This is a genomic window from Variovorax sp. Root473, assembly GCF_001426505.1.
Lineage (GTDB): Bacteria > Pseudomonadota > Gammaproteobacteria > Burkholderiales > Burkholderiaceae_C > Variovorax.
In genome coordinates, this window is the sequence record NZ_LMEV01000019.1 from 48,442 (window position 1) to 65,220 (window position 16,779).

Sequence of the window (16,779 nt, forward strand, 5' to 3'; positions counted from 1 at the left end):
GGGCGTCTCCCGAGGGGTTAGTACAGGACCACGCCGCGAATGGACTCACCGCGCTTCATCAAATCGAAGCCCTTGTTGATGTCTTCGAGCGGCATGGTGTGCGTGATGAGGCTGTCGATGTCGATCTTGCCTTCCATGTACCAGTCGACGATCTTCGGCACGTCGGTGCGGCCGCGCGCGCCGCCGAAGGCCGAGCCTTCCCACTTGCGGCCGGTGACCAGCTGGAACGGGCGCGTGCTGATCTCGGCACCGGCTTCCGCCACGCCGATGATGATGCTGCGGCCCCAGCCCTTGTGCGTGCATTCGAGCGCCTGGCGCATCACCTGCGTGTTGCCGATGCATTCGAAGCTGTAGTCGGCGCCGCCGTCGGTGAGCTGCACGATCGCGTCGACCACGTTCTCGGTGGTCTTGGGGTTGATGAAGTGCGTCATGCCGAACTGGCGGGCCATGGCTTCGCGCTCGGGGTTCAGGTCGACGCCGATGATCTTGTCGGTGCCCACCATCTTGGCGCCCTGGATCACGTTCAGGCCGATGCCGCCGAGGCCGAACACGACCACGTTCGCGCCGGCTTCCACCTTGGCCGTGAAGATCACGGCGCCGATGCCGGTGGTGACGCCACAGCCGATGTAGCAGACCTTGTCGAAGGGCGCGTCCTCGCGGATCTTGGCCAGCGAGATTTCGGGCGCGACCGTGTAGTTGCTGAAGGTGCTCGTGCCCATGTAGTGGAAGATGGGCTTGCCGTCGAGGCTGAAGCGCGAGGTGGCGTCGGGCATCAGGCCCTTGCCCTGCGTGCCGCGGATCAGCTGGCACAGGTTGGTCTTGCGGCTCAGGCAGAACTTGCACTGGCGGCATTCGGGCGTGTACAGCGGAATGACGTGGTCGCCCTTCTTGAGCGTCGTGACGCCGGGGCCGACGTCGACCACGATGCCCGCGCCTTCATGGCCGAGGATCGCGGGGAAGATGCCTTCGGGGTCGGCGCCGGAGAGCGTGTAGTAGTCGGTGTGGCAGATGCCGGTGGCCTTGATCTCGACCAGCACTTCACCGAACTTCGGGCCCTCGAGGTCCACGGTTTCGATGGTCAGGGGTTGGCCTGCTTGCCAGGCGACGGCGGCTTTGGTTTTCATGGGATTCGGTTCTTCAGAGAGCGGAAGGGGACAAGGATACTCAGGCGGGCCTTCAGGCGGGGCCAGCGGGGAAGATACCCGACATGCCCACAAAGCCCGGCAGGTGACGGAAATCCCAGACCCAGCGGCGCAGCGCGGGAAATTCATCGAGCGAAATGCCGCCTTCGCCGGCCAGCGCCACGTACGGAAAGCAGGCGAGGTCGGCAAGGGTCGGCTCGGACGCCGCCGCAAGCCAGCGCAGGCCGGTGGCGGCGTGCTGCTCGGCCAGGTGGTCGTCGAGCACGCGGAAGGCCGCGCGCGCGCCGCGCCGGCAGGCGTCGATGTCCAGGTGCGTGTAGCCCAGCGCGTCGTGCAGCCGGGCGGCCGAAGCGGTGCGCGTGATCTCGTCGGCCATGGCGAGCCACATCGCGACTTGGCCGCGCAGCTTCGGATCGGCGGGGTACCAGTGCTGCTCGGCGTTGCCGTAGCGGCTCGCGAGGTAGACCAGGATGGCCTGCGCGTCGCGCAGCACGAAGCCCTCGTCGTCGATCACCGGGAGCTGGCCCAGCGGGTTGATGCCCGCGAGGAAGTCGGCGGACTTGTGCGCGCGACCCGGGTGAAAGTCGATCGGCACGCTCGTGTGGTCCACGCCAAGCCACAGCAGCATCTGGCGCACCTTGAAGCAGTTGCCCGAGAGCGGGTAGTCGTAGAGCCGGACGGTCATGCGGTGGCCCTCACGGTGCCGAAACGCATGCCGCGCTCGCGCAGCCATCGGCGGTAGGTGACGGAGGTGGTGTCGCCGCGCGTGGGTGTCTCGGCGCGGCCTTCGAGCGGCATGCGCTTGAAGGCGTGGTTCTCCAGGATCGGCTTGTCCTGTCCGAAGATCGTGTGCTGGAACGCGATGAGTTCGGCATCGGTCGACACATCGTCGAAGTAGGCCAGCAGCGTGTGGGCGATGACGTGCTCGTCGTCCACGGGTTGCAGGAACAGGCCGATGGCGTCGAGCGCATCGGGACGCGAGCTCGACTTGTAGAGCATGGCCGAGAAGGGCTGCATCACGCGGTACTTGTAGAACACCTCGCTGCCCGTGTCGTGGGCGGCCGAGGCGCGCGGCTGCCAGAAGCGGCAGTCGGTGGCCCAGATCTCGTCGGTGGCGGCATCGACCTCGACGTTGTACTTGGCGACTTCGGTGTGCGGCACCTTGCCGAGGTAGTCGGGGTGCACGAAGGGAAAGTGCGCCATGTCCAGGAAGTTCTCGATCACGCGCAGGCCCGACACTGCCACGCCGAGCCCGCCGCAATCGACGATGCGGCGGCCGGGTTCGTCGTATTCGGGGAAGGCGAACAGCGGGCGCGCCGGGCGACCGCTGGGGCAGACCCAGAGGAAGCCGTAGCGCGATTGCACGGTGAGTGCGTCGTTGCCGAGGAGGGCGTGCGGTGTGCCGTCGGCATCGGTGTGCAGGTGCAGGGTGTCGCCGAGCAGCCGCGCTGTGCGCGGCAAGCCGCTGGCGGGGCCGACGACGAGCCAGTCGTCGAGCATGTTGGGATCGTCGGTGCCGAAGGGCATGTCTTTCTTTCTTCTTTCAGTGCGAGGCCGCGGCTTCGATGTCGCTGCGCAGCTGGCGCGCCGCGTGGTGCACCCGGGCCATCGCGTCGGAGCCGGGGGCCGCGTCGGTCCACAGGTGCAGGAAGCTCAGCTGCGGCTGGGCGTCGAGCAGCAGGGCGGCGACGGGCGATTCGCCCAGCGTGCCTTGCCATGCGTCGGGCGTTCCCGTCGATGCGAAGCCATGCGGCGCGAGCGCAGCGCGCACCTCGGACGCGGCCACGCGCAGCGTCAGCGTGCGGGCGAGGTGCCAGCCCGCGGGAACGACATCGGCCAGTTCGGTCGGTGCCGGCGGGCCGTCGGCTTCCAGGCGTACCCACAGCATGCCCGCCGCATCCGCCGTGGCGAACACCTTGGCGCAGACGTTGCGCGGCGCCTGCATGGCCGGGTGCGCCGGGATGCGCACGCATGCGCCGCTGCCGGCCTCGTACTGCCAGCCGTGGTACGCGCAGGCCAGGCGGTCGCCGCCGGTCACCTGGCCGAGGGTGAAGCGCACGCTGCGGTGCGGGCAGCGGTTCTCCCAGGCCTGCGGCGAGCCATCGGCTGCGCGCCACAGCGCGAGCTCCTGGCCTTGCGCAAAGCCGGCGACGATGTTGGCACCGGCGCGCACCTCGGCGGAGGGAGCGACGGGGTGCCAAGCCTGTGATGCGGCGGAAGGATTCATGGGTCTTGATCGTGGGGGCAGCGGGAAAGGGCGCCGCAAATCGGCATAGCATCGGCCATGCCCTTGTCGGCGGTGCCGCCTACCGTAGCGTGTCCGCCGCACCGATGAAAGCCCCATGCCAAGACGCTCCTTTTCATTCCTGCAACGACGGCCCGCGCGGCGGTCGCGTCCATGACGGCCGGGCGCATCGACCTCGCGCTGGTCGAGGCCTTCGTGCTCGTGATGAAGAGCGGCAGCCTCACCAAGGCCGAGAGCCTGTCGGGCGTGTCGAAGGCGACGCTGAGCCGCCAGCTCACGCGGCTGGAGGAACTGCTGGGCGCCCAGCTGCTGCTGCGCAGCTCGCGCCGCATCGCGCCCACGGAGGCCGGGCGTGCGTTCTTCGCACGCTGCGAGGGGCTGCTCGGCGAGGTGAGCGGCCGGCTGGAAACGGCGCGCACCGAGGTGCAGGAGCTCACGGGCGGGGTGTCGGGGCGGCTCACGCTGCTGTCCGATACGCAGTTCAGCACCTCCTTCGTCTGCCATGTGGTGCGGATCTTTCTCGAATCGCACCCCAACGTGCGCTGCCAGCTCGACGTGGCGAACGGCGCGCAGGCCCCGCAGATCGGCGAGGTCGATTGCTATGTGGGCTCCACGCCGCCCGACCTGCCGGACCTCGTCGCCAAGCTGCTGGGCCGGCTGGCCTACGGCCTGTACGCCAGCCCGCAGTACCTGGCGCGGCACGGCACGCCGCAGACGCCCGAGGCGCTGGCGCAGCACCGGATGATCGCGATGCGCGAACCGTCGGGGCCGCCGTCGCCGCTGCGGCTGGTGTCCCAGCAGCCTTCGGCGCGCCACGTCGTGCGCGCGGAGCCGGCCTTCGAGACCAACGACCACTGGGTGATGAAGACTTTCTGCATCGACGGCCTGGGCATCGCTCCGCTGCCGGTGTTCTTCGCGGAGCCCGAGGTGGCGCAGGGCGTGTTGGTGCCAGTATTGCCGCAGTGGCCGCCAGAGGCGCGGCGGCTGTACTGCGCCTACCAGCGGCAGCGCTACATGGGGCAGAAGTTGCGCGCCTTCGTCGATCTCATGGCGCGCTGCGTGGCGGACATCGGCAGGTACAACCACTATGTGGGGTCGACCGCAACGGTGTCGCCGGCCCGGCGGGCGCGGGCGGCGGCGCGCCCATAATCTCGGCCATCTGCCGGCATCCGGTTGCTTCCTTCACCGATCCATCATGAAGAAAATCCTCGTTCTCAACGGCCCCAACCTCAACCTGCTCGGCACGCGCGAGCCCGAACAGTACGGCCGCGACACGCTCGCCGATGTGGAGCGCCTGTGCCATGAAACGGGTGCCAAGCTCGGCGTGGCGATCGAATGCCGCCAGTCGAACCACGAAGGCGTGCTGATCGACTGGGTCCAGGAAGCGGGCCGCGAAGTGGCCGCCGGGAACATGCTGGGCGTGGTGATGAATCCGGGCGCCTACACGCACACGTCGATCGCGCTGCACGACGCCATCAAGGGCGCGAGCGTGCCGCTGATCGAGCTGCACATCTCGAACGTGCATGCGCGAGAAGAGTTCCGCCACAAGTCATACATCTCGCCCGCGGCGCGCGGGATCATCGTGGGGCTGGGGGTGAAGGGCTACACGCTGGCGATTGCCGCGCTGGTGCCCTGACCCTTCCTCAATAGTTCTGCTTCGGGGCTGCAGCCTTCCAGCTGCGGCTGACCCGGCCTCCGCTGTCGACGCTTTCCAGGTGCACGTCGAAACCCCACAGCCGCGCAACGTGCTTGAGCACCTCTTCGGCGTTGTCGTTCAAGGGCAGGTTGTTGCGCTGCGTGTGGCGCAGCGTGAGCGAACGGTCGCCGCGCGTGGCAACGTTCCAGACCTGGATGTCGGGCTCGCGGTTGCCGATGTCGTACTGGCGTGACAGTGATTCGCGCAGCGCCTGGTAGCCGCTGTCGTCGTGGATGGCGGACACCTCGAGCTCCGATTCGCTCTGGTAGTCGCGGATGGCGAACAGGCGGAAATCGCGCATCGTCTTCGGGCTCAGGAACTGGCCGACGAAGCTCTCGTCCTTGAAGTTGCGCATGGCGTAGTCGAGCGTCCTGACCCAGTCGGTGCCCGCGAAGTCGGGGAACCATCGGCGGTCTTCCTCGGTCGGCTTTTCGCAGACGCGGCGCAGGTCGGTGAACATCTTGAAGCCCAGCGCATAGGGGTTGATCCCGCTGTAGGCGCGGTGGCCCACGGGCGGCTGGAACACCACGCTGGTGTGCGAGCTGAGCCATTCCATCATGAAGCCGTCGTCCAGTTGGCCGCGGTCGTACATGGTGTTGAGCAGTGTGTAGTGCCAGAAGGTGGCCCAGCCTTCGTTCATGACCTGGGTCTGACGCTGCGGATAGAAGTACTGCGCGATCTTGCGCACGATGCGCACCACCTCGCGCTGCCACGGCTCGAGCAGCGCGGCGTTCTTCTCGATGAAGTAGAGCAGGTTCTCCTGCGGCTCCGACGGAAAGCGGCGTGCGGCTTCGGCTTCCGATTCGGTGGCCTGTTCGCTCTTGCGTGGCAGCGTGCGCCACAGGTCGTTCACCTGCTGCTGCATGTGGCGCTCGCGGTCGGCGCGCTGCGCGCTTTCCTGTGCCAGCGAGCGCTTCTGCGGACGGCGGTAGCGATCGACGCCGTAGTTCATGAGCGCATGGCAGGAGTCGAGCAGGTCTTCCACCGCATCGAGTCCGTGGCGCTCCTCGCACTCGGCGATGTAGTGCCGCGCGTAGACGAGGTAGTCGATGATCGACGACGCATCGGTCCACATGCGAAACAGGTAGTTGCCCTTGAAGAAGCTGTTGTGCCCGTAGGCCGCATGCGCGATCACCAGGGCCTGCATGGCCATGGTGTTTTCTTCCATGAGGTAGGCAATGCACGGATCGGAGTTGATGACGATTTCGTAAGCCAGCCCCATGTGGCCGCGCTTGTAGTTCTTCTCGGTGGCGATGAACTGCTTGCCGTACGACCAGTGCCTGTAGATCATGGGCATGCCCACGCTGGCGTAGGCGTCCATCATCTGCTCGGCCGTGATCACCTCGAGCTGGTTCGGGTAGGTGTCCAGGCCGAAGCTCTTCGCGGTCTTCGCGATCTCGGTGTGGTACGTCTCGATGAGCTCGAAGGTCCAGTCGGAAGGACTGGGCAGGCGCTCCAGCCGTGAGGTGGGAAGGTCGGTGCTGCGCGGCAGAACCGGGGCGCCGGGCGGGCGTTCGGTGGTGGTGATCATGCGGGCACCCCTTCCTTCTTGAACAGATCGCGGAACACCGGGTAGATGTCCTGTGCGTCCGACACCTTGCGCATCGCGAAGTTGGGCGCCACCCCTTCGAGCTGCTGGTACTCCTGCCAGAGGTTCTGTTCGGTTTCCGCCACCTGCACGTAGGCGTAGTAGCGCACCATCGGCAGGATGTTGTCGACCAGCAGTTCGCGGCAGCGGCCGCTGTCCTGGTGCCAGTTGTCGCCGTCGCTGGCCTGGGCGCCGTATACGTTCCACTCGCCGCTGGCATAGCGGGCCTTGATGATCTCGTCCATGAGCACCAGCGCGCTCGACACCACGGTGCCGCCGGTTTCGGTGGCGTGAAAGAACTCTTCCTCGGTCACCTCCTGCGCCTGCGTGTGGTGGCGCAGGAACACGAGGTCGATGCGCTCGTAGTGCCGCGTGAGGAACAGGTACAGCAGCATGAAGAAGCGCTTGGCCATGTCCTTGCGCGCTTCGTCCATCGAGCCCGACACGTCCATGAGGCAGAACATCACGGCCTTGGCGCTGGGCACGGGCGTCTTCACGCGGTTGCGGTAGCGCAGGTCGATCGGGTCGATGTAGGGCACGTGCCGCATGGTGCGGCGCAGCTCGGCGATGAGATCCTCGGTCTCGCGGATCTCCTTCTGGACCAGCGCCGTCCCGGCCTGCGGATGCGCTTTCAGCACCAGCAGGTGCGCCTCCAGGCGCTTGAGTTCCTTGCGCGGTTCGCCGCCCAGCGCAATGCGCCGTGCGAGTGCCCCGCGCATGGAGCGCACCACGTGCAGGTTGTTGGGCGTGCCGTCGCTCGTGAAGCCGGCGCGGTGGCTCTTCCACTCGGGCACTTCGGCGATCTGGGTGCGCACGAGGTGCGGCAGCGCCAGATCGTCGAAGAAGACGCGCATGAACTCCTCGCGCGTGAGGCGAAAAACGAAGTCGTCTTCGCCTTCGCCGCTGTCGCTGGCCTCGCCGCTGCCCGAACCGCCGCCGCCCTGGCCTTCCGGGCGCGCGATGCGGTCCCCCTTCAGGTACTCCTGGTTGCCGGGGTGCACGTACTCGCGATCGCCGCCGCGCGCATGGCCGAACACCGGCTCGGAGACATCGTGGCGCGGCAGGGTCACGTCTTCGCCTTGCTCCAGTTCGCGGATGTTGCGCCCGCTGACCGCGCGCCGCACCGCCTCCTGGATCTGCCCCTTGTAGCGCCGAAGGAAGCGCTCGCGGTTGCCGATGGACTTGTTCTTGCCCGAAAGCCGACGATCGATGATCTGCTGCAGGATGGCCACGATGTTTTCAAAGCTCCTTGCAAAACCGTGGGCGGCCGTCCGGTGGGGCGGACGCGCCCGTTGCTTCCGCTGTGCGCTATGAGCTCTTGCGAACTCGCAGGTACCACTCGCAGAGCAGGCGCACCTGCTTGGCCGTGTAGCCCTTCTCGACCATGCGGGTCACGAAGTCTTCGTGCTTCTTCTGCTCGTCAGCGCTGCTCTTGGTGTTGAAACTGATCACGGGAAGCAGCTCTTCGGTGTTGGAGAACATCTTCTTCTCGATCACCGCGCGCAGCTTTTCGTAGCTGGTCCACGCCGGGTTGCGCCCCGCGTTGCCGGCCCGTGCGCGCAGCACGAAGTTGACGATCTCGTTGCGGAAGTCCTTCGGGTTGCCGATGCCGGCGGGCCGTTCGATCTTCTCGAGCTCGGCGTTGAGCGAAGCGCGGTCGAACACTTCGCCGGTGTCCACGTCGCGGAACTCCTGGTCCTGGATCCAATAGTCGGCGTAGGTCACGTAGCGGTCGAAGATGTTCTGGCCGTATTCGCTGTAGCTCTCCAGGTAGGCGGTCTGGATCTCCTTGCCGATGAACTCGGCGTAGCGCGGCGCCAGCAGCTCCTTGATGTAGCTGATGTACTTCTGCTCGACCTCTGGCGGAAACTGCTCGCGCTCGATCTGCTGCTCGAGCACATACATCAGGTGCACCGGGTTGGCCGCCACCTCCGTGCTGTCGAAGTTGAAGACCTTGGAGATGATCTTGAAGGCGAAGCGCGTGGACACACCGCTCATGCCCTCGTCCACGCCCGCGTAGTCGCGGTACTCCTGGATCGACTTGGCCTTGGGGTCGGTGTCCTTCAGGTTCTCGCCGTCGTACACCTGCATCTTGCTGAAGGTGCTGGAGTTCTCGGGTTCCTTCAGGCGCGTGAGCACCGACAGCTGCGCCATCATGCGCAAGGTGCCGGGCGCGCACGGGGCCTTGGCCAGCGACGAGTTGCGCACCAGCTTCTCGTAGATCTTGATCTCTTCGGAGGCGCGCAGGCAGTACGGCACCTTGACGATGTAGATCCGGTCGAGAAACGCCTCGTTGTTCTTGTTGTTGCGGAACGCCTTCCACTCGCTCTCGTTGCTGTGGGCCAGCACGATGCCGTCGAAGGGAATGGCGCCGAAGCCTTCGGTGCCCTTGAAGTTGCTTTCCTGCGTGGCCGTGAGCAGCGGGTGCAGCACCTTGATGGGCGCCTTGAACATTTCCACGAACTCAAGCAAGCCCTGGTTGGCCAGGCACAGGCCGCCAGAGTAGGCGTAGGCGTCGGGGTCGTCCTGGGCGTAGGTTTCCAGCTTGCGGATGTCGACCTTGCCGACCAGCGAGGAGATGTCCTGGTTGTTCTCGTCGCCGGGCTCGGTCTTGGCGACCGCGATCTGGCGCAGCACCGACGGGTAGCGCTTGACCACCTTGAATTGGCGGATGTCGCCGCCGTACTCCTCGAGCCGCTTCACGGCCCAGGGCGACAGGATGCGGTTCAGGTAGCGCACGGGGATGCCGTACTCTTTTTCGAGGATCTCGCCATCTTCGGTGGCGTCGAACAGCCCCAGGGGCGACTCGTTCACCGGCGAGCCGTGGATCGCATAGAAAGGCACGCGCTCCATGAGCTGCTTCAGGCGCTCGGCGATCGAGCTCTTGCCGCCGCCCACCGGACCCAGCAGGTAAAGGATTTGCTTCTTTTCTTCCAGGCCCTGTGCGGCGTGGCGGAAATAGGACACCACCTGCTCGATGGCATCTTCCATGCCATAGAACTCCTTGAACGCCGGATAGATCTTGATGACCTTGTTCGCGAAGATCCGCGAAAGACGCGGGTCATTGCGGGTATCTACCAGTTCAGGCTCGCCAATGGCCTGGAGCATTCGTTCGGAGGCCGTTGCATATGCCGTCGGATCGCGTTTGCAGATATCCAGATATTCCTGCAGCGAGAGAACTTCCTCGCGGGTGCGTTCGTAGCGGGCTGCAAAGTTGCTGATCACGTCCATGGTCGCGCCTCCTTGGGTCGGCGGGGCTTTTGACCCCGATGCCTACAGCCAGAGACTGCGTCGCTCCTCTCGAAAGAGGGGCCCCGTCCATGGCTGCATGCCGTGGAAAACTCCCTTACACACTGTCTACTCAATCGGTTCAATCAGCATAAAGCAAAGAAAGAACCCGGCAAATGTTTTATTTATTCTGAACCCCTCCGGCGAGTAAAGTTCCTCGAAAATGAGCAACTGCTTTTGGCATTTCTGCTAAATTGAAAAGCTCGTCCTCACGTAATTGTCCCCGGATGAAATGACTATGCCGAATGGCTGCCGGCCGCATTTCAATTCTCTGGCGAACACCTTTCCCAATTGAACCCGGGTTCAATAAAGCCGATGCCTTTCAGCAATAACGCACGACCTGTCGTTTGGTTTATTGCATATCCAAAAAAACATTAAAGCAATCCCCGCGCCACTCACGAGGCGAGTGGCTGGCGCATGCAAACGTGGGAGGAAGGCGCGGGCGCCGGTCGGCGCGTTCCGCAACGGTGCAGGGAGCACCGTTCGCGTGCCGGTCGCGCCGCCAAGGGGCGGCGGTCGCAAGAGGGCAGGCTGCGGGCCGACAGGGCGTCGGCCCGGCGCTGACGAGGGCTGTCAGCGCGTCGGCATCATCAGCTTCAGCTGAAGAATTCCTTGGCCTTGTCGAACCAGCCCTTGTCGGTCGGGCTGTGCTTCTCGCCACCCTTCTTGAGCGACTCGTCGAGTTCCTTGAGGAGCTTTCGCTGGTGCTCGGTGAGCTTCACGGGCGTTTCCACGCGCACGTGGCAGTACAGGTCGCCCGGGTAGCTCGAACGCACGCCCTTGATGCCCTTGCCGCGCAGGCGGAACTGCTTGCCGCTCTGGGTGCCGTCGGGAATGTCGATGGCGGCCGCGCCCTTGAGCGTGGGCACGTTGATCTCGCCGCCGAGCGCGGCGGTGGTGACGCTCACGGGCACCACGCAGTGCAGGTCGTCGCCGTCGCGCTCGAACAGGTCGTGCTTCTTGAGGCGGATCTCGATGTACAGGTCGCCAGGCGGCCCGCCGTTGGTGCCGGGCTCGCCGTTGCCGGTGCTGCGGATGCGCATGCCGTCGTCGATGCCGGCCGGAATCTTCACCTCGAGCGTCTTGTTGTTCTTGATCTTGCCCTGGCCGTGGCACACGGTGCACGGGTCGGGAACGATCTTGCCGCTGCCGTGGCAGGTGGGGCAGGTCTGCTGCACGCTGAAGAAGCCCTGGCGCATCTGCACCGCGCCCGCGCCGTGGCAGGTGGTGCAGGTGATGGGCTTGGTGCCGGGCTTGGCGCCGGAGCCCTGGCAGGTGCCGCAGTCGTCCCAGCTGGGGATGCGGATCTGGGCGTCCTTGCCCTCGGCCGCCTCTTCCAGCGTGACTTCCATCGCGTAGCTCAGGTCGCTGCCGCGGAACACCTGGCGTCCGCTGCTGGTGCGGCCGCGGCCGCCACCGCCGAACACGTCGCCGAAGATGTCGCCGAAGGCTTCCGCGAAACCGCCGAAACCTTCCGCGCCCGGGCCGCCGCGCATGTTGGGGTCCACGCCGGCATGGCCGTACTGGTCGTAGGCGGCGCGCTTCTGGCCGTCCGACAGCATTTCGTACGCTTCCTTCACCTCCTTGAACTTGGCCTCGGCGTCCTTGCTGGTGTCGCCGTGGTTGCGGTCGGGGTGGTGCTTCATCGCGAGCTTGCGATAAGCCTTCTTGATTTCTTCCTCGCTCGCGTTCTTGGGAACGCCGAGGGTTTCGTAGTAGTCGCGTTTGGTGGCCATGTCAGCAGATTCGGTCGGGCGGCGGGAACTCGGGGAACTGGAAGCGAGAAAGGCTGGAGCACCTGTTCAGGTGTTCCAGCCTTGTGCAAGGGGCTGAGGATCAGCCCTTCTTGACTTCCTTGACTTCGGCGTCGACCACGTTGTCGTCGGCCTGTGCGCTGGCGGAGGCTTCCGAGCCTGCCGGGCCGCTGGCTGCCGAGGCGCTGGCCGCGGCGGCCTGCGATTCGGCATACATCTTCTCGCCAAGCTTCTGGCTCGCGGTCATGAGCGTGTTGGTCTTTTCCTCGATCACGGCCTTGTCTTCACCCTTGAGGGCTTCCTCGACGTCCTTGATCGCGGCTTCGATCGCGTCCTTCTCGGCGGCTTCGAGGCTGGCCCCGTGCTCGCCGAGCGACTTCTTCACGCTGTGCACCATGGCTTCGCCCTGGTTGCGCGCCTGCACGAGCTCGAGCTTCTTCTTGTCGTCGGCTGCATTCAGCTCGGCGTCCTTCACCATCTTCTGGATCTCGTCTTCGCTCAAGCCCGAGTTCGCCTTGATGGTGATCTTGTTTTCCTTGCCGGTGCCCTTGTCCTTGGCGCCGACGTGCAGGATGCCGTTGGCGTCGATGTCGAAGCTCACCTCGATCTGCGGCGTGCCGCGCGATGCCGGCGGAATGCCTTCGAGGTTGAACTCGCCGAGCAGCTTGTTGCCCGAAGCGATCTCGCGCTCGCCCTGGAACACCTTGATGGTCACGGCCGGCTGGTTGTCCTCGGCGGTGGAGAAGGTCTGAGCGAACTTCGTCGGGATCGTGGTGTTCTTCGTGATCATCTTGGTCATCACGCCGCCCATGGTCTCGATGCCGAGCGACAGCGGGGTCACGTCGAGCAGCAGCACGTCCTTGCGGTCGCCCGAGAGCACCTGGCCCTGGATGGCAGCGCCGACGGCCACGGCTTCGTCGGGGTTCACGTCCTTGCGCGGCTCCTTGCCGAAGAAGGCCTTCACCTTTTCCTGCACCTTGGGCATGCGGGTCATGCCGCCGACCAGGATCACGTCGTCGATGTCGTTCACGCTGATGCCGGCGTCCTTGATGGCCAGGCGGCACGGCGCGATGGTGCGCTCGACCAGCTCGTCGACCAGGCTTTCCAGCTTGGCGCGCGTGAGCTTGATGTTCAGGTGCTTCGGACCCGAGGCATCGGCCGTGATGTAGGGCAGGTTGATGTCGGTCTGCGCGCTGTTCGACAGTTCGATCTTGGCCTTTTCAGCGGCTTCCTTCAGGCGCTGCAGGGCGAGCACGTCCTTGCCCAGGTCGACGCCTTGTTCCTTCTTGAACTCGGCAATGATGTAGTCGATGACGCGCTGGTCGAAGTCTTCGCCGCCCAGGAAGGTGTCGCCGTTGGTCGACAGCACTTCGAACTGCTTCTCGCCGTCGACGTCCGCGATCTCGATGATCGACACGTCGAAGGTGCCGCCGCCCAGGTCATACACGGCGATCTTGCGATCGGCCTTGTCCTGCTTGTCCAGGCCGAAGGCCAGGGCAGCTGCGGTGGGCTCGTTGATGATGCGCTTGACGTCCAGGCCCGCGATGCGGCCGGCGTCCTTGGTGGCCTGGCGCTGTGCGTCGTTGAAGTACGCCGGCACCGTGATCACGGCTTCGGTGATGGTTTCGCCGAGGTAGTCTTCGGCGGTCTTCTTCATCTTGCGCAGGATGTCGGCGCTGACCTGCTGCGGGGCCATCTTCTTGCCGCGCACTTCCACCCATGCGTCGCCGTTGTCGGCCTTGGCGATGGTGTAGGGCATCAGGTCGATGTCCTTCTGGACTTCCTTTTCCTCGAACTTGCGGCCGATCAGGCGCTTGATCGCATACAGCGTGTTCTTCGGGTTGGTGACGGCCTGGCGCTTGGCCGAGGCACCGACCAGGACTTCACCGTCTTCCTGGTACGCGACGATCGACGGCGTGGTGCGGGCACCTTCCGAGTTCTCGATCACACGCGTGGTGTTGCCTTCCATGATCGACACGCACGAGTTGGTGGTGCCGAGGTCGATGCCGATGATCTTTGCCATGTTCTTTACTCCTGAAAGCCTGAAAAAATGTTGTTATGAACTTGTGGATAACCCGGCGCGATTCAAGGGATGGCGCGGGGATTTCCTGTGGGAATCTTGTGGGGCGCGCTGTGGTTTGCGGCTTACTTGGGCGCGGCCACGGTGACCAGTGCCGGGCGCAGCACGCGCTCGTTGATGGTGTAGCCCTTTTGCAGCACGCTCACCACGGTGTTGGCTTCCTGGTCGGCAGGCACCATCGAGATGGCCTGGTGCAGGTGCGGGTCGAACTTGTCGCCGGCAGCGGGGGCCACTTCGATCACCTTGTGGCGTTCGAGCGCGCTCTTGAGCTGGCGCAGCGTGGCCTCGGCGCCTTCGCGGATCTGCTCGGGCGTGGCGTCCTTGATGGCCAGGCCGGCCTCGAGGCTGTCGGTCACCGGCAGCAGGCTCTCGGCAAAGGCCTCGACCGCGAACTTGCGGGCCTTGGTGATCTCGTCGTCGGCGCGGCGGCGGGCGTTCTGCACGTCGGCTTGCGCGCGCAGGTACTGGTCGGCCAGTTCGGCGTTCTTGGTCTGAAGGGCAGCCAGTTCGCCTTGCGCCACGGCCAGGGCGTCGAGCGCCTCGGCTTCGTTGGCGGCTTGCGCGGCCTCCAGTTCTTCGGGGCTGGGCTCGCCTTGCAGCATTTGAGAATTCTGTGCGGATTGTTGCGGGTCAGACATTTTTCAAAGAACCGGCGTGCGCCGGAAAACAAACACAGCCAGCCACTTGGGGCTGCTCCAGGGCTTTTCAAGCGTAAAAATGCGGCCAAAAGGGCCGCAATACGGGTCGCGAAGTGGTTTTCGCGAGAGACACCGAGGAACCGGCTTTGCCGGGCCTCAGGTGTCGCCCCCGGTAGGGGGTTGGCGTGGCGGACACGAAGTGCCGCGCAGCCTGGGGGCGAGCCTCAGTGTGCGTCGAGGAGCTCGACGTCGAACTTCAGGGTGGCGTTCGGGGGGATCACGCCGCCGGCGCCGCGGGCACCATAGCCCAGCGCGGCCGGGATGATGAGCGTGCGCTTGCCGCCGATCTTCATGCCGGCGACGCCTTCGTCCCAGCCCTTGATGACCTGGCCGGCGCCCAGCGAGAACGCGAAGGGGTCGTTGCGGTCGCGGCTGGAGTCGAACTTGGCGCCTTGCACGCCGTCGTTGAAGAGCCAGCCGGTGTAGTGCACATGCACGTGCTGGCCAGCCTTGGCTTCGGCGCCGGTGCCGACTTCGGTGTCTTCGTATTGCAGGCCGGAGGGGGTGGTGGGCATGGGAAACGCTCCTTGCGTCGATGAAATGGGAGAGGAATCGGAGCCGCGGAGTTTACCGAGGCTCGGAGCGCCCCCGCTTCAGCCCTGGCTGTCGGAGCCGGACGGCGGCGTTGCGGGAGGCGTTGCGTCAGGCGCGGAAGGCGCCGGTGCCGCAGGCGAAGCTGCCTCGGCAGAGGCTGGCTGAGCAGCCGCCGGCCCCGCGGCCTTCTTGCTCTGTCCGAGCTGCCACTTGGCGGCGAAGGCCTGCAGGTCGGACAGGCGCTTGAGCAGGTCCTGCCCGCTGAGCGTGAGGCAGTAGCCGTCGCTGCCATGGCTCACGACGCCGGCTTCGCGCAGTTCCTTGATGCGGGTGTTGAGGGTGTTGGGAGTGATGCCGCCGACGCTGTCCTGCAGCAGCCGGAAGGTCTGGGCGTGGCCGTCGCGCAGGGCCCACAGCACACGCAGCGCATAGCGGGCTTCGAGCAGGGCGAGCAACTGACTGATGGCTGCGTTTTCCTTGGTACTCATCGACATCATCTCCTCGAAGCTGGGCGGACCGTCAGCCGGGGCAGGCCGGGGCGGCGCGCTCTTGTTTGTGATTGGCCGTCATGGACCGTCTTGCTGGTCGATGACTGTAGCGCAAAGGATCAGGATGCTACTGGTTTTATAGCTATGCAGGCATGCAGCATGCGGGTTTCGAGACAAACCTTCACACATCAGGCGTAGTTGGCCATGGCTTCGCCCAGGCGGATCGCGCGGGTGGGCGACCAGTCCGGGTTGAAGGCCAGCGCGGGCGCCGGGAACAGCATGACGACGGTGGACCCCAGCAAGAACCGGCCCATCTCGTCGCCCTTGCGGATGTCGATCTGCTGGTCGTTGTAGTGCCACTCGCGCAACTCGCCCACGCGCGGCGGGTTGACCACGCCGTGCCACACGGTGGCCATGCTGCCCACGATGGTGGCGCCCACCAGCACGAGCACGAAGGGGCCGTTGGCCGATTCGAAGACGCACACCACGCGTTCGTTGCGCGCGAACAGGCCGGGCACGCCGCGCGCGGTGGTCGGGTTCACCGAGAACAGGTCGCCGGGCACGTGGATCATGCGCACCAGGCGTCCGTCGCAGGGCATGTGGATGCGGTGGTAGTCCTTGGGGCTCAGGTACAGCGTGGCAAAGCTGCCGTGCGCGAACTTGGCGGCCAGCGCCGCGTCGCCGCCGACCAGCGCGGTGGTCGTGTAGTTGTGGCCCTTGGCCTGGAAGATCTGGTCGCCCTCGATGGCGCCGAACTGGCTGATGGCGCCGTCCACGGGGCACACCAGGTCGGCCTGTGCGAGCGGGCGCATGCCGGGCTTGAGGGCGCGCGTGAAGAACTGGTTGAAGCTCTTGTAGTGATGGATATCGGACTCGAGCGCCTCGCCCATGTCGACGCCGTACTTGGCAACGAAGCGGCGAATGATCCAGGTGGTGACCGCGCCTCGTTCCTTGCCTGCGACCCAGCCGGCGAAATTGGTCAGGGCCTGCTTGGGGAACAGGTATTGAGGCAGAACTGCGGAGCGATCGGACACGTTGTGAAGGGCCTGGAATGCGGAATCGGACGGGCATTCTATAAAGCGCTTCTCCGGGGGAACGTAGGAAGCTTCCCTTGGTTCGCGAGGGTGGCGCTCTTTGCGGGGCACGCGCCCGGTGGGCGGCGCGGCGCGGGCGGCCCCACTGTGCCGGCCGCTTCGCGGCTGCCCTGCGGTGCTCGCGTTTCGCGGGGTCTCGCAGAACTCGCCTTCGGCTCAAACAGCTGCGAGC

15 protein-coding genes are annotated in these 16,779 nt (G+C 65.5%); 2 read left to right on the forward strand and 13 right to left on the reverse strand.

The annotated features are described in order from the left end of the window. Window positions 1-17: 17 nt before the first annotated feature. From ASD34_RS23345 to ASD34_RS23360, 4 genes are read right to left on the reverse strand one after another with little or no spacing between them, the layout of a single operon-like run. A complete protein-coding gene (locus ASD34_RS23345; RefSeq protein WP_056582918.1) occupies window positions 18-1,124 on the reverse strand; it encodes an S-(hydroxymethyl)glutathione dehydrogenase/class III alcohol dehydrogenase in 1,107 nt (368 codons plus the stop codon). A gap of 52 nt (window positions 1,125-1,176) precedes the next feature. After that, window positions 1,177-1,827, reverse strand: coding sequence for a glutathione S-transferase family protein (locus ASD34_RS23350; RefSeq protein ID WP_056582920.1), 651 nt, complete (start codon window positions 1,825-1,827; stop codon window positions 1,177-1,179). Beyond that, complete coding sequence (locus ASD34_RS23355) at window positions 1,824-2,669, reverse strand: aromatic ring-hydroxylating oxygenase subunit alpha (RefSeq protein ID WP_056582922.1); 846 nt, start codon at window positions 2,667-2,669, stop codon at window positions 1,824-1,826. The genes ASD34_RS23350 and ASD34_RS23355 overlap by 4 nt, the downstream gene beginning before the upstream one ends. A 16-nt stretch (window positions 2,670-2,685) precedes the next feature. Then, the gene (locus ASD34_RS23360; protein WP_056582924.1) at window positions 2,686-3,369 is read right to left on the reverse strand and encodes a Rieske (2Fe-2S) protein; all 684 of its coding nucleotides are present in this window, start codon (window positions 3,367-3,369) and stop codon (window positions 2,686-2,688) included. 171 nt (window positions 3,370-3,540) lie between these two features. Here ASD34_RS23360 and ASD34_RS23365 point away from each other — a divergent pair, with 171 nt between their 5' ends. After that, window positions 3,541-4,536: a LysR family transcriptional regulator gene (locus ASD34_RS23365; protein WP_056582926.1), complete on the forward strand. Its 996-nt coding sequence runs from the start codon at window positions 3,541-3,543 to the stop codon at window positions 4,534-4,536. 46 nt (window positions 4,537-4,582) lie between these two features. Further along, on the forward strand, window positions 4,583-5,023 hold the full coding sequence (gene aroQ, locus ASD34_RS23370; RefSeq protein WP_056582929.1) for a type II 3-dehydroquinate dehydratase: 441 nt from the start codon (window positions 4,583-4,585) through the stop codon (window positions 5,021-5,023). Window positions 5,024-5,030: 7 nt separating this feature from the next. Here aroQ and ASD34_RS23375 read toward each other — a convergent pair whose 3' ends face one another. The 9 genes from ASD34_RS23375 to asd all read right to left on the reverse strand — a co-directional run bounded on the left by ASD34_RS23375 (window position 5,031) and on the right by asd (window position 16,547). After that, the gene (locus tag ASD34_RS23375) at window positions 5,031-6,614 is read right to left on the reverse strand and encodes a SpoVR family protein (RefSeq protein WP_056582930.1); all 1,584 of its coding nucleotides are present in this window, start codon (window positions 6,612-6,614) and stop codon (window positions 5,031-5,033) included. Then, window positions 6,611-7,903, reverse strand: a complete 1,293-nt coding sequence (locus tag ASD34_RS23380) for a YeaH/YhbH family protein (RefSeq protein ID WP_056582933.1) — start codon at window positions 7,901-7,903, stop codon at window positions 6,611-6,613. The genes ASD34_RS23375 and ASD34_RS23380 overlap by 4 nt, the downstream gene beginning before the upstream one ends. Before the next feature lie 76 nt (window positions 7,904-7,979). Next, a complete protein-coding gene (locus ASD34_RS23385; protein ID WP_056582935.1) occupies window positions 7,980-9,902 on the reverse strand; it encodes a PrkA family serine protein kinase in 1,923 nt (640 codons plus the stop codon). Between the two features lie 653 nt (window positions 9,903-10,555). Continuing rightward, window positions 10,556-11,695, reverse strand: a complete 1,140-nt coding sequence (gene dnaJ / locus ASD34_RS23390; RefSeq protein ID WP_056582937.1) for a molecular chaperone DnaJ — start codon at window positions 11,693-11,695, stop codon at window positions 10,556-10,558. Between the two features lie 100 nt (window positions 11,696-11,795). Then, on the reverse strand, window positions 11,796-13,736 hold the full coding sequence (gene dnaK, locus ASD34_RS23395; protein WP_056582939.1) for a molecular chaperone DnaK: 1,941 nt from the start codon (window positions 13,734-13,736) through the stop codon (window positions 11,796-11,798). 122 nt (window positions 13,737-13,858) lie between these two features. Continuing rightward, complete coding sequence (gene grpE, locus ASD34_RS23400; protein ID WP_082549039.1) at window positions 13,859-14,431, reverse strand: nucleotide exchange factor GrpE; 573 nt, start codon at window positions 14,429-14,431, stop codon at window positions 13,859-13,861. Between the two features lie 224 nt (window positions 14,432-14,655). After that, on the reverse strand, window positions 14,656-15,006 hold the full coding sequence (locus ASD34_RS23405; protein WP_056582943.1) for an FKBP-type peptidyl-prolyl cis-trans isomerase: 351 nt from the start codon (window positions 15,004-15,006) through the stop codon (window positions 14,656-14,658). A 78-nt stretch (window positions 15,007-15,084) separates the two neighbouring features. Next, a complete protein-coding gene (locus ASD34_RS23410) occupies window positions 15,085-15,513 on the reverse strand; it encodes a winged helix-turn-helix transcriptional regulator (protein WP_056583443.1) in 429 nt (142 codons plus the stop codon). 188 nt (window positions 15,514-15,701) lie between these two features. Beyond that, window positions 15,702-16,547: an archaetidylserine decarboxylase gene (gene asd / locus ASD34_RS23415; RefSeq protein ID WP_056582945.1), complete on the reverse strand. Its 846-nt coding sequence runs from the start codon at window positions 16,545-16,547 to the stop codon at window positions 15,702-15,704. Window positions 16,548-16,779: the final 232 nt, after the last annotated feature.